Consider the following 12,720-nt stretch of genomic DNA (forward strand, 5'->3'; position numbering starts at 1 on the left):
AGCCCAAGATGACCGTTGAAGACATTATTCAGACGATCCGCAAGGATCACGCCGGGGCGTGGCACATGCTTTTCCAGATCACCGAAGGCGGGCACAAGTTTCTGCCGAGTGGCCACGTCTTGACCCCGGCGGCATACTTGGCAGTGGCACGTGCGTTTGGATCCCACGAAAACCCGGTGGAACTGTCCGCCGAAGACCGTAAGCGGAACGAGCTTCAGGCGAAGGCGGAGGCAAAGAATGGCTAGCATTCTCGACGAAAACCCCGGATTTGTCGGCAGTTTTTGCGATGACAAGCCCAGTAAGGAAGAAAAGCTCCACCGCCGCCACCGTCGCGAGAAGCTGGAAAAGGCGATGGAAAAGCGGGCGAATTTCTCTGAGGCCGATTTCGCTGCCGAAGAGGCGCGCATCGCCGAACAGATTGCCGAATGGGAGCGCACCCGCGATGCCGCGTAGCGTTACCCTGCGTAATACCCCTGCAACTTTCGACGCGGCCAAGTATCTGCGCGGGCGTGAACGTATGCAGCGCCGAGCCGCCCTCTGGCACGCCGCACGTCTGGCTTGCGACGAGGAAGGGCAGTTCCGTGCCTCTTGGCCTGCCATCGGTCGCGCCGTCGCAGCCCAGCTTCAGCGCGAGGGATTGGGCTAAGCCCCTTCAAATGAACCGGCGGCGGTTGCCCACGACCGCCGCTCATACCGCCGGGGCAGGTTTTTGCGATACGCGCCCCGGCGGACCTATCAGCAGCAAAGGACAGGACTACCAAAATGATCCACATGACGCTCAAGATGCGCGCGCAGCTTTACCTCGCCATGACGCAGGCGCTGGACGTGACCGACGATCCGCAGACCCCGGAAGAAGCGCAGCGATTGGCCCTGTGCGAGCTTGTCGCCGACTACAGCGGCGGTGACGGACCGTATGCGCTGCACGAAGCTTTCCGACTGGCGGATGCGATGGACTACTACCTGACCGAACACGCGGAGGCAGGTCCCCACGGGTTCAGCGTGGCGAACGTCGCCCGTCTTGTTGGCGGCGACCGGGATACCGCGAAGGCGGCGTTGCGACTTCTGGGGGCGCGACCGACTTATGATCCGGAAGGGCCGGACGATTGGTCGACCGGTCCTAGGCAGAGGGACGATTCGATTCGTTTTCCGCGCGACCTTCTTGCTGAGTACATCCGACTCGAATTGGAAGAGGCCGAGGGGTTCGCCGCCTGATTGCTTCAGGCTGTAACATTCCGTTACCTCCGAAAGCTCAGCTTGAAGCAAAATAGAGGTGTCATGGCACCCCATGTGCGATGGGTAAATTCGGCTTCAAGCACAATTATACAGCCTTATCAATTACTTGACCTGTGAGGTCCATTGCCGAGGGGCGCGAGTCCGAGTAGTCTGCGGGCATCTCAATGAAAGGTGACAAACACATGAACGACCGCGACACGGCCCTGATTTTGGCCACCAACATGATGAAGGAAACTGCGGAGAAGAGCGCGACGAAGAGCTGCGCCACCTTGCATGCAAGGTTACGGAACTGGCGGGCGAAAGCAATGATCCACACTAGGCCCAAGGAAAGCGACGACTTTGCGAGCGCCGAAATTGCCGTGTGGCAAGCGACTGGGTGTCCGTTGCCGCGCGAGGTGTTCGAAGAATTTCGGGACGTCGCTGACCCCGAGGCCCGGATTCATCATATGTGTGCCGCAGCTATTGCCACGGCAGATTGCGAACTGGAAACGCTGATCGAAAACAAGATCGACGCGTATCTGGAAGACTGCGCGGCGGCGCATGCGCGCGGTGACCATCTCGACAAGTTGGCTAATCTGGCAGCGAACGCGGAGGACAAGCCTGTCTTCCGTGGGCGGAGGAAGCGCGTACAGGTGTCGGGAGTACCTGTTTGAACTGGTGAAGGCCCGCGTGACGCGGGCCACCGCCAACCAAGGAAAGGAGCCGAACCGATGCTAACCAACTGACTGTGAGAAGGAGAAGCAAATTGGAGAAGACTGAAACTGGGCAGATTACGATTGTCGGCAACGTGCGCGCGTCTGATGGCACGAAGAAGGTTCTGAACGAACTGACCGACAAGCACTGTGAGAAGATCAAGAAGTGCGAACCGCTGACCTATGCCGATACGATGGCCAAGGAGTGGAAGGCGACGCCCCAGACCGTTGACCTCGCGGTCATGCTGGCGGGATTGATCAAGAGTGGCGAAGGCGAGGTTTCCATTCGCAATTTCATGACCACCATGAAGGCTCGTTGGCCCGCGCTGGACATGCCGTACCTCAAGAACGTTCGGGGCGCGGCAAACGTAATCCTCGACGCTGAGAGGCGCGCAGCAGCGAAGGGCGGCGACACGAATGTTATTGACGAAGACGACTTTCAGGCCCTCTGCAACTACGCTCTGACCACCATTGAGCGCGATAACCGCTGGACGCCGAAGCTCTTCAAGCGTGACGGCCAGTGGGTGGAAATCCAGTACATGGGTGAGACGGGTACCGCGACGACCGTTCCGTTGGATCGTGATACGTTTGCGGCGCGTTTGAACCTTTCAACGTTTTGGCGCAAGCGCGTGGGCGACGGCACGTCGTTTCGGTATGTTAGTGCGCCTAAGGACGTGGTGAACCAGATTTTCTATCACGCGGAAAAGCCGGTTCCTGAGCTGTATGGCGTAATCTATGCGCCCGTGTTCACGGCGGAGGGCGATTTGATCATTACGCCGGGGTACCACAAGTCAGGCTTCTATTACGCTCCGCCGGAAGGTTTGGATGTGCCGCGTCCGCCGCGCAAGATCACCGAAGAGCATCTTGCCGAAGCCCGCGAGACCATTCTCGACATCTTCGTTAACTTTGAAATGGACGGCGTTAGCCGTGCCGAACTGGAAGAGGCTGTGCTGCGCCTCCTTGGCAATAAGAAGTGGGGAAGCGGTGAAGGTGCGACTGCCGTACCGCCGTCCTTCCTGTCCGCAGTCGGCTTCCTGCTGGAACAGATCGTGCGCCCGATGATCAACGGTCCGGTTATGCCGCTTCTGATTTCCAAGACGGCACGGCGCGCAGGTGGGGGGCTGCTGGCGACGGTGATGCAGACGGTAATCCGTGGAACCGCCGGGATGCGTCCGCTTGCCGGGAACGAAGAGGAACGGCGCAAGGCGATCTTGGCCGCGCTTTCGTCGGGGACTTCCGTCATCGCTTGGGACAATCTCCCCACGGGACGGACCATCAATTCCCCGACCTTGGCGACCCTTTTCACGGAGGGCCTGTATATCGACCGCGAGCTTAAGACGAGCGTCGAACGGGCAATCCCGGTTCGCGCATCCTTCATGCTTGTGGGTAACCGCCCGCCCTTCAGTGATGAACTGATGCAGCGTCTGTCGCTCTTGGAACTGTTGCCCCAGACGGCAGCACCGGAAAAGCGTACTGGATGGAAGCATCCTGACTTGCAGGCTCACGTAGAAGAAAACCGTGGGCGTATCCTTGGCGCGCTTTTGGTTCTGGTGAAGCATTGGCTGAACGAGGGACAGCCGAAGCCGAAGCACCCGCCCGTGATCGGTCGTTTTGAGCGGTATCGTCATGTGATTGGTGGCATCCTTGAAGCGGCGTCGCCTAACTGGACGAGCTGGCAGAGCAATCGTGATAAGCTGGCGAAGGTCGCCAAGGATGATGAAGAGGACGGTTGGACCGATCTGTTCGAAGCATGGGCGGACGAACGCGGACTCGGCCTTGCAGGAAAGATCGAGGTCAACGAATTGGCCCAGATCGCACAGGAAAACGAAACGCCGCTGGATGTAGCTCGCGTCAAGGAAGGCGGAGCGTTCGAGTACAATACTCGGTCACTGAGCCGGTCACTGTCTGGGATGCAGGAACGCATCTTTGATCTGGGCAAGCACGGCGAAGCAAAGCTCATGCAGTCGGAAAAGCGGGGCAAGGGTGGTTACCCTTGGTACCTCGAAAAGGTGGAGACTCGCAGTGAACCTGTGCAGAGCGAACAGGTAGAGCCGACGCGTGTTGGGCGCGGTCGCAGGCGTAGGGTATCAAAGAATGTCCTTGACGCGTGTAAGTACGATGGAGGGGACAAGGCGGCGTAAGTGCTGCGGTGCCGCGTTCGCGGCTGCCACCCGGCAGGCGTTCGCGGCCTTCTGCATGTCAGGCCCGCAAGAAACTAGCGAGGGGCGTCAAGCCCCTTCAATACGGCCCTAATACGGTGAGAATCCGGTGCCTAATACGGTAATGAATTTCCTTTAATTATAAGCCGTTATGCCTTTCGACCGTATTCACCGTATTAGAATCATCAATCATCCCCTAAAGAAAAACACTTTTCCTGCTAGAGTCTTCGATCCCAAAGGGCCGATCCACGCTCGAACATCGCGCCAAATACGAAATTTCGCATAAGGCACGGATTTTATTAAGATTTTCGACCGTACCCGGAGCCGTATTTAGACCGTATCACGGGCTTCGCCCTTCGTCGCTGGCCCGCTACGCCGTGAGGTTGGCGCAGAGAGATCGGCGTGCACAAATTTTTCAATTCCCACCACTTGACGTCACGGCCACGCATACCCACCATATATTGTGTGTCCATGGTCGCCATGGCGTCATACGTGAAGCTGGACCTGTCCATGCGGATCGCGCGCCAAGGGGATCACGCCAAGGTGGCGGTTGCCGCCGAGGTGTCTGTCGTCGCGGCCCTGCCGTGCGCAGTGGATGGGCCAAGCCTGACCGTTGGCTTCGATGCTGTGAATACACCGTCAGATGGCGGACCCCAAGCAGCGGATAAGCTTTCGACGCGGCGGGTGCGGCCGGGGCGGAAAGCGCTTGACATTGCCAAAAACCTGTTAGGGTGGAAGGTGGAGAAATGTGTGAACTTGCCCCGAAAAACCGGCTCGCCTGAGCTGGCTTTCCGGCGTGTGCGCTTGCGTATTCGCCGCAGCGTCCATGGTCGCCATGGCGTCATACGTGAAGCTGGACCTGTCCATGCGGATCGCGCGCCAAGGGGATCACGCCAAGGTGGCGGTTGCCGCCGAGGTGTCTGTCGTCGCGGCACTGCCGTGCGCAGTGGATGGGTGCCCGTCAACGGTCGGGTTTGTATGTACGGGGAACCCGAGCGGAGAACATATGAAGACGCTCTTCCAAGAAGTACGTAGTGAGCAGAACATTTTTTCAGCTTGGAGACACGTCAAGCGAAGTGCGCTTACGTCCGGCAACCCAGATATTCGTGGAAAAGCGGCGGAGTTCGAGCATTCCCACCAAAGGCACCTGAAACGGATCATTGCCCAACTGCGCGAAGGCCGCTTCCAATTCGACCCCGTAGAAGGAGTCCTAAAAGATAAAAAGAAACGCCTTGCCATGGGCAAAGACCCACGTCCGATTGCTATCGCGACGATTCAAAATCGCGTCGTTCAACGGGCTATTCTGCAGGTTTTGCAGCCTCGGATAGCACGGGACGTTCGAAATCCTGAAACTCGGTACGAAACGACTAGGGATGATCGGCTTGGTAAGATCAACGATGTGAACCGGTCAAAGTATGGCGTCGGCGGATTGATCTACCCATATGGCGGCGTGAGACCTGCTATTGAGCGCATCACAGAAGCAATCGACAATGGGGCTAAGTATTTTTACCAGTCCGACATCCGGTCATTCTTTACGAAGATCCCCACCGGGGACGTGGTGGGGTTCGTCAGGCGTGAAACGAGAGATGACGAACTCGCCGATTTGTTCCGAAGTGGTCTGGAAGTTCATCTTGGAAATGAAGACGAGCTGATCGGATACACCGACCTCTTCCCGAAGGGCGGAATAGGGGTGGCTCAGGGATCATCGCTTTCGGCATTCGCAGGAAACGTTCTTCTTTTCGATATGGACCAGCGGTTGAACGCGATGGGCGTGACTTCGGTCCGATACATCGACGACATTCTAATGGTTGCTCCCGATGAGACAACGCTGGACACCGCAAAAGACTTCGCAGAGACGACGCTGACCGAACTTGGTTTTGGCCTGTACAGGCCAGAAGATGGTCCAGACAAGGCGGCACGCGGTGAGTGCAGCAAAGCTATCAACTTCTTGGGCTGTACGATCCAACCGAAACGGTGCGTTCCCAGCCGCACTTCGATTGAGAATATCAAGGCGAGTGTCCGGGAGGCACTGTCGACGTCAAAGGCCGCGATCAAGGAAGCCACACGAAAAGGCGGCGGTCTGAACCCGAGCCGGTCACAGAGCGCGACTCTAGCCGCATTAGGAAAGCGGGTGTACGGGTGGCAGAAATCTTTCGCGTTCTGTAACCAAAGGCAGCCTTTTCAGCACGTTGACGACTTTGTTTCCTCTCAAGTCGTCGACTATCAGGGGTTCGTCTCACGCCAACTGTCAAAGGTGGGGCCGATTGAGAAAATGATGATCCTAGGCGTACCTTCGACAGCGCAGATGTTCGATCAGGGCCTGCCGCCAGAAGGTGACTAACCGTCCCGGCGACCTCCTCTAAGGCATTTTGCAACACTCTCGTGCTCAACGCGTGGCATTGATAATGCCTAAAGCGCTTGATCTGCATTTGAGATCGCCATGCCCCAATGACTCTGCGCCGTTTTTTGCCACAGGCATCGCCCTAGTGACTCTCGCCCGTTTTTCGTTTTCGTGGAGCATTTCAGCCGATTAAAGCTGTGCATGGAATTGGGCAGCACGCCGCGTTGGTCCGTTCCTTGGCATCTGACCGAAGGGGTTCTGGTGAAGCTGACATTTACTTAAGATACTGAAAAGACTCGCGAATCCTCTAATTTGGCGTTACAAATTGGACTACCGTTCCCTAGGCCATTTTGGAAATGAGGCATAGCATGAAGATCGTGACGTACATCCGGGTCAGCACCGACAAGCAAGGCCGCAGTGGGTTGGGTTTGGAGGCGCAGCGCGCCGCAATCGCGGCCTATGCTAAGGCTACCAGCGCTGTCACGGTGTCGGAATTTCAAGAGGTGGAGTCGGGGCGAAAGAACACACGCCCTGAGCTACAGAAAGCCCTCAAGCATGCTCGTGTGACCGGCTCGCGGCTTGTCATCGCCAAGCTGGACCGTCTTAGCCGGAATGCGGCCTTTCTTCTGAACCTGCAGGAGTCCGGGGTTGATTTCGTCGCCTGCGACATGCCGGAAGCCAATGCTATGACCGTGGGCATCATGGCAGTGGTGGCGCAGGCTGAGGCAAAGGCGATCAGCGACCGCACCAAAGCTGCGATGAGGGCCGCTAGAGAGCGCGGACAGACGTTCGGCAACCCTTATGGCGCAGCTCCCCTGCGTTGCGCTGGGAAGGGGAACGCAGCATCTGTACAAGCGATGCAGGAGCGGGCTGACGCCCGCGCGCATGACCTTGCAGAAGTATTGGAAGACCTTGAAGCCTGCGGGTTCACGACGCTACAGGCGCAGGCGAACGAACTTAACAAGCGCGGTATCAGGACAGCGCGCGGTGGACGCTGGCACGCATCCAGCGTTTCGAACCTCCGGAAACGGCTTGAGGCAGCATAAGGCGACATGGCGCGTAGGTGGGACGATGCTGCCTGCGTCAGCAGGCAGTGATCTACCAGCCTTCGATGTGTGTAAGGTCTCGTTTTTGTTTGAGCTTCCGGGGACCCAGAGACGGGGTATACGTCATTCTTCGGAGCACTTGCAGTGCCTGCCGACAGACGTGCAACCAGATTTGGCAACTATTGTTGCTCTGGGCACAAGATATGCCCATTGGGTTGCAAGCTCTGAATTGATCGTCGGTGTTAGGAATGCGCTCAAGAGGGACCCGCCGGACACGACTAGGGGCCTGTTTGAAATTCGAATGCGCCGAAAGTAAGTTCCAGATTTCCGTCGAATAGAGTTGCGCTGCGCCGCAGAAACCGCACCGCGCGTTCGCTAGGTGCAGCGCCTGTCCCGTGGTAGAATGTGAGGGCAGTCAGCGGCCTGTCTACGGGCCGTCGCGCGGTGTCTTCTCCATCTTCCGCGCATCACTAGCGGGGCGGCGTTTTCTGTCCGCCGTCCCGCTTTTTCTCATCGGTTCAGATAGGCCTTCGACGCCCCCACAAGCGGTCTACTGCTTCGCCGCCCGCTCCTGATTGAGACGGAAGAGGCGGGCAAGGATTTCGTCGTCGGTCAGCTTGCCGTCGCGCCAGTCGTCGCCCCAGCCGTAGGCCTCTGCGACGGCTTCACCCAGCTTCTTATGGGCATGGTCCAGCCATGCGGGGCGGGCGTTATAGAGGTTGGTCAGGGTGCGCTTCTTGAGTTCCTTTGCGGCCTTGTCGTCTTTCGGTATCAGCCGGTCAGGGTAGCCTTCGACCACCTCCGGGACCTTGTCCACGAGGTCAGGCGGGTTCAGCCAGTTTTCGCGCAGGCGGTTCAGCTCTGCGGCGGCTTCGGCGATCTTTTGGGCGCGGGGGTCGTCTGCATAGTCGGTTGCGGGAATATCTGGGGTCAAGCCTTCCGGAAATGGGAAGGTTTCGAAGGTCGTGGATGGTGTGTAGCGCGGGTCGTTTCCTTTGCCGAGGAAAGTTCCCATGCGAAGTGCCCATAGTTCGTGAAACTTCGAATGGAGAATACCGAAACTTGTGTCGTCGTCTCGGCCGATCCCGATGGCTCCATCATCAAGGGAGGCACCTTCATGGAGCCAGCTATAAAGCCGGTACTTCGCCACACGAGGCGTTGCAATAAACCTTGGTCTTCCCAGCACCGCAGCACGCAGACCGGGTGCGGTTTCTGAGTGTAGCCAATAGTGAATCCGCCGCCACTCACGGCGGTTCTTGTCTCGTATCGGCTTCACGTGCTCAAGAACATGCTGGAAAGGGCCTTCGAATAAGGCAGCATCTCCTTCGGATACGCCGTGGCCGAAGTCGATGACCCACCGGTCTTCGAAGCGACGTGCGAGGTCTGTGCCCGTAAAACGTCGGTGGATCACCTCTGCATTACGCTTTCCGTTAGGATTGGTCGGCATTGCGATGAAGGCACGAGCGGTTGCGCCGTCAAGGTCGAAAGGCCCCCCCTTCTTTGTACCGAGAAATGCGACACGCTTATTCTCATTGAGACGGGACGCTCGTGTGAGGTCGATGCCGCCGTCGCTCGCAGATAGATCGGAATAGATTTCCTTGACTGGAAGGCCGTTGAGTTTCGGCGCGCGGTCAATCCTGTTACCGAAGCAGATCATTGAGACGCGGACGGCTGCGCCTTCAACAGTCCATTCCTCGTCGCTCCAAGCTTCGAAGATTTCACCGTTAGAGACTATCGGTTTGAGCGTTTCCCGATTTGCACCACCGCGAATAGAATTGGTGGTAACCAATCCGGCAGCCGTGAGCGTTCCCTCTTCGATCATTTGCCAAGCCTTGGCGACCCAGTAGACAACTAGATCGGTTGCGCCGGACACCTCTGGCCAAGCCTTTGTTAAGGCGGCATTGTAATCCTCACCCAACTCCGACAATCGTTTATACACTCCGAGAAACGGCGGGTTCCCGACGACAACGTCCGCATCGGGCCAGTCTGCTTTGGAGCCGTCCGGGGCAAGCACCGCGTCCCGGTTCTCGATAGTGCCCAATGGACGAAGGATTGGATTTCGAGCGGCGTCGAAACCGTTGCGGCGCATCCACTGGATTTCTCCGACCCAGACTGACACACGCGCCAGCTCGGCGGCGTAGGGGTTGAGTTCGATCCCCTTTACGCATTCCGGACCGATGGTCGGGAAGCCGCGTGGAAGACCCAAGGCCTCGGCCTCAAGGTTTGTGCGGTGTTCGATGTCCTTGAGCGCCAAGAGAGACAGGTACAGGAAGTTGCCGGACCCGCAAGCCGGGTCCAGCACGCGGAAGCCCCTCAGACGCTCCAGAAACGCCGCGTGAAGGCGCTCCGCCTCTTTCTCGGCCTTGGTTCGGGCAGAGCGCGACTTAGCGCTCTCCGCCTTGCTCAGCGCCGCTTCGATTTGGCCTTTCACCTCGGCCCATTCGGCAAGCAACGGCTCCACCACCACCGGGTTGACGATTTGCATGATCTTGTCGCGGTCGGTGTAGTGCGCGCCAAGCTGCGAGCGCTTGTCCGGGTCAAGCCCGCGTTCAAACAGGGTTCCCAGAATGGAGGGGTCGATTTCGGACCAGTCGAGCTTGGCGGCGGCAAGAAGGTCCGCCAAGTCGTCCTTTTCGAGCGGCAGGGCGGTATCGTCATCGAAGAGACCACCGTTAAACCATTCGACTTTTTCGAAGCCGACGCGCCCGCCAGACTGCATCGCGGCGAAGAGGTCCTTGGCGAAGGGCTGGAATTCGGTCGGGTCCTTCTGGCACAGTTCCAGCATTTTCTGGAACATCTTATTCGGCAGAAGGTCCACGTCTTCGGCGAACATGCAGAACACAAGCCGGTTCACGAAATGCGCGACGGTTTCCGGGTCGTGACCGCGCTCGCGCAGACGCTGGGCGAGCGACGCGAATTTCTGCGCCGCCTCTTCGGTCAGGGCCTGCCGCGTTTTGGCGGGGCGCAGGCTTTCGGGATCGGTGAAGCAGGCGCGCAGGAGGTCGCGCTTGCTGGCGTCCAAAAGGTCGGGCGTGGTGATTTCATGGACTTGCTGAACGGTGTTCGTCCAGTTCGTCTGAATCCGGATGCGCGTCATGTCCGACACGATCAGGAGCGGCGGGTTTTCCAGCGCGATGGAATATTGCAGGAGTTGGTCGAAGGCTTTGTCGAGGTCCTTCTTTTTGCCCTTGTACTCCCATGCGAAGCAGCCCTTGCGCCAGACGTCTGCCCAGCCTTCGCCGCCCGAGGTCTTGGACGCGCCACGTTCGAAGGTGAACCAATCGCCCTTTGGATCGGCGGATACCGGGTCTTCAATGCCAAGGAGCGCGCAGAGGTCGAGGAAATGCGCCTGCGATGCGCTCCGTTCCTTCAGCTCCGCCGCTTCCCATTTTTTGATAAAATCCGCCGCCTGCATTCGCTCACCCGAAATCTTTTCGGGATTTCTAGCACTTGGAAGGAAGAGAAACCAGAAACACTTCGCGGCCAACGCGAGCGCTCAGGGAGCAACGAGGTATGACAACCAACGGGTTCCGGGAAGACGAAACCGACCCGTTGGAAGCTGACAAGCGGCCATCTACAAGCGTGCCGATGCGCATCTGCCCCTCGGCATCGGTGGCCCTCCTGCGGCTGACACAGCGTCTGACGACAACGCGGAATGAATTGCTAAAGGTCGCTCAGCAATTCAGCGAGCTTCACCGCGACATTTGCCATGGGGTCTTCTGTTGTGCTTAGGCCGCTTCGCGAACCAAGCATTGGGCTGATTTCGCGGAGCGCTTCATACGTAGTTTCATGCACGATAGGAACGAGCAAGTCGCGCGCAAGGAGCACAGAAAGCTCTTTGTCTGCAATACCCTCACCTCTTATGCGCTCTAGGAACTTAGGTGTTACAAGCACGATCCCGACGCGCGACTTCGCAAGACCTTTGTCGATTTCGCGTAGCAATGAAGAGCCAAGAAGCACGTCTTTCTCGCTGAACCATACAGTTACGCCGCGAGCCTCAAGCAAATCATGCAGTTCCTTAGCCGCCCCGCCCCGATCATCCCAAGCGTGACATAGAAATACGTCCCGAGACTCAGCCGGGGGCGTGCGTGTCTCGACGCTACGGCGGATCGGTGTGAGTGCTTGCACCTCAGCAGGCGTGTAACTTACTGACGAACCCGCTGGCGACCAGCGTGGTTTACTCCTACCAGAGCCGCCGCCACTCCGACCGCTGCTACTTACCGACCGGGCGCTGCTGTAGCCCGATGAGGAATAGCCCGGAGAGTACCCATAGCTGCGGTAACCGCCGCCGTATCCGCCATAGCGATTACGACATGCAGGGCATCTCGCCGCTGCGGCTGCTGAACGGTGACCGTTCACTGGTGCTGTACATCTAGCCATACCACTACCATAAATGGTGCCCCCGAAAGCATCAAGCACAAGTTGTAGAAGCAGGTGGTCACTTCGGCAACTCTGATTGAAAGTGGATTTTCAGCTTCAAGCCAACTTTTATCACGCAAAATCAAATACTTGCAAGATGCTTCTCATGCTGCTACAAGGTTCACACCGAAACGCCAATGAAAGGAGAAAGAGCGATGAAACGAAACTGAGTAACGAGAAACAGACATGAAGACATTTTGGATGCTGGTGGCGCAGTACGAGGGGAAGACCGTTATCCCGGTGGACGTGGTAGTCAGTGACTACTTCCACCACCTCACTCTGCCCAAGTTCTTGCGCAAGGTCTCCGATGGCAACATCAAGCTTCCGATAATGCGCATGGAAGATAGTCAGAAAAGCGCGAAGGGCGTAGATGTACGCGACCTTGCCGCCTATCTCGACGAACGCCGCGAAGAGGGATTGCGCGAGTTTCGCCAGCTACATGACTGACCAGACCGACCAGAAAGACCCTGAGAAAAAACGCCGCCGTTTTGGCGGCGTTTTTCTTTGCCGCCTGCTCTACCAAACCCACATCGGCAAAACAATCGTATGACTCGGGCGGACGAAAATTCATATCGTATTGAAATTGCTTATATGTTTCGAGGATCAATCCAATCCATCATCGGTGCCGTAGATAACCGCGCCGCCTGAGTGGCTGCGTTTAAGGGCATTCAGCGATCTCCTCGGGGCTGCTGACGGCGCAACGGACCGGTAGTGCACACCATACGCACACGATACTCGGTCCGCCACCCTGCCCCGTGCGAAGACAGGTTGTCGGCAGTGTTTGGGTGGGGTTGTCCATTGGCGCGGCCATTGCCGGACCTCGAATCTCC

10 protein-coding genes are annotated in these 12,720 nt (G+C 57.9%); 8 read left to right on the forward strand and 2 right to left on the reverse strand.

What is annotated here, in order from left to right; translation table 11 throughout:
• Positions 1 to 8: 8 nt before the first annotated feature.
• The 7 genes from Ga0609869_RS00140 (at position 9) to Ga0609869_RS00170 (ending at position 7,471) form a co-directional block, all read left to right on the forward strand.
• On the forward strand, positions 9 to 245 hold the full coding sequence (locus tag Ga0609869_RS00140) for a hypothetical protein (protein ID WP_125403961.1): 237 nt from the start codon (positions 9 to 11) through the stop codon (positions 243 to 245).
• The gene (locus Ga0609869_RS00145) at positions 238 to 453 is read left to right on the forward strand and encodes a hypothetical protein (RefSeq protein WP_125403962.1); all 216 of its coding nucleotides are present in this window, start codon (positions 238 to 240) and stop codon (positions 451 to 453) included. The genes Ga0609869_RS00140 and Ga0609869_RS00145 overlap by 8 nt, the downstream gene beginning before the upstream one ends.
• A gap of 309 nt (positions 454 to 762) precedes the next feature.
• A complete protein-coding gene (locus Ga0609869_RS00150) occupies positions 763 to 1,212 on the forward strand; it encodes a hypothetical protein (RefSeq protein WP_148102857.1) in 450 nt (149 codons plus the stop codon).
• A 203-nt stretch (positions 1,213 to 1,415) separates the two neighbouring features.
• Positions 1,416 to 1,886 (forward strand): hypothetical protein, encoded by a 471-nt coding sequence (locus Ga0609869_RS00155; RefSeq protein WP_125403964.1) that lies wholly within the window; start codon positions 1,416 to 1,418, stop codon positions 1,884 to 1,886.
• Between the two features lie 92 nt (positions 1,887 to 1,978).
• Complete coding sequence (locus Ga0609869_RS00160) at positions 1,979 to 4,066, forward strand: hypothetical protein (protein ID WP_125403965.1); 2,088 nt, start codon at positions 1,979 to 1,981, stop codon at positions 4,064 to 4,066.
• Positions 4,067 to 5,090: 1,024 nt separating this feature from the next.
• Complete coding sequence (locus Ga0609869_RS00165) at positions 5,091 to 6,425, forward strand: reverse transcriptase domain-containing protein (protein ID WP_125403967.1); 1,335 nt, start codon at positions 5,091 to 5,093, stop codon at positions 6,423 to 6,425.
• Between the two features lie 368 nt (positions 6,426 to 6,793).
• Entirely contained in the window at positions 6,794 to 7,471 is a 678-nt protein-coding gene (locus tag Ga0609869_RS00170) for a recombinase family protein (protein WP_125403968.1), read from the forward strand.
• 550 nt (positions 7,472 to 8,021) lie between these two features.
• Here Ga0609869_RS00170 and Ga0609869_RS00175 read toward each other — a convergent pair.
• Both Ga0609869_RS00175 and Ga0609869_RS00180 read right to left on the reverse strand, forming a co-directional pair.
• On the reverse strand, positions 8,022 to 10,886 hold the full coding sequence (locus Ga0609869_RS00175; protein WP_125403969.1) for a class I SAM-dependent DNA methyltransferase: 2,865 nt from the start codon (positions 10,884 to 10,886) through the stop codon (positions 8,022 to 8,024).
• Between the two features lie 248 nt (positions 10,887 to 11,134).
• Positions 11,135 to 11,851 carry a toll/interleukin-1 receptor domain-containing protein gene (locus Ga0609869_RS00180; RefSeq protein WP_125403970.1) on the reverse strand — a complete coding sequence of 239 codons (717 nt, stop codon included), beginning with the start codon at positions 11,849 to 11,851 and terminating at the stop codon, positions 11,135 to 11,137.
• 225 nt (positions 11,852 to 12,076) lie between these two features.
• Here Ga0609869_RS00180 and Ga0609869_RS00185 point away from each other — a divergent pair, with 225 nt between their 5' ends.
• A complete protein-coding gene (locus Ga0609869_RS00185; protein WP_125403971.1) occupies positions 12,077 to 12,337 on the forward strand; it encodes a pyocin activator PrtN family protein in 261 nt (86 codons plus the stop codon).
• Positions 12,338 to 12,720 lie beyond the last annotated feature (383 nt).

The sequence above is a fragment of the Rhodovulum iodosum genome (assembly GCF_041020385.1).
Taxonomy (GTDB): domain Bacteria; phylum Pseudomonadota; class Alphaproteobacteria; order Rhodobacterales; family Rhodobacteraceae; genus Rhodovulum; species Rhodovulum iodosum.

What these genes read in the sequence shown, in the direction of transcription:
- Ga0609869_RS00140 (WP_125403961.1), top strand. Translation starts at nt 9, where the DNA reads ATGACCGTTGAAGACATTATTCAGACGATCCGCAAGGATCACGCCGGG.
- Ga0609869_RS00145 (WP_125403962.1), top strand. Translation starts at nt 238, where the DNA reads ATGGCTAGCATTCTCGACGAAAACCCCGGATTTGTCGGCAGTTTTTGC.
- Ga0609869_RS00150 (WP_148102857.1), top strand. Translation starts at nt 763, where the DNA reads ATGATCCACATGACGCTCAAGATGCGCGCGCAGCTTTACCTCGCCATG.
- Ga0609869_RS00155 (WP_125403964.1), top strand. Translation starts at nt 1,416, where the DNA reads ATGAACGACCGCGACACGGCCCTGATTTTGGCCACCAACATGATGAAG.
- Ga0609869_RS00165 (WP_125403967.1), top strand. Translation starts at nt 5,091, where the DNA reads ATGAAGACGCTCTTCCAAGAAGTACGTAGTGAGCAGAACATTTTTTCA.
- Ga0609869_RS00170 (WP_125403968.1), top strand. Translation starts at nt 6,794, where the DNA reads ATGAAGATCGTGACGTACATCCGGGTCAGCACCGACAAGCAAGGCCGC.
- Ga0609869_RS00175 (WP_125403969.1), bottom strand. Translation starts at nt 10,886, where the DNA reads ATGCAGGCGGCGGATTTTATCAAAAAATGGGAAGCGGCGGAGCTGAAG.
- Ga0609869_RS00180 (WP_125403970.1), bottom strand. Translation starts at nt 11,851, where the DNA reads ATGGCTAGATGTACAGCACCAGTGAACGGTCACCGTTCAGCAGCCGCA.
- Ga0609869_RS00185 (WP_125403971.1), top strand. Translation starts at nt 12,077, where the DNA reads ATGAAGACATTTTGGATGCTGGTGGCGCAGTACGAGGGGAAGACCGTT.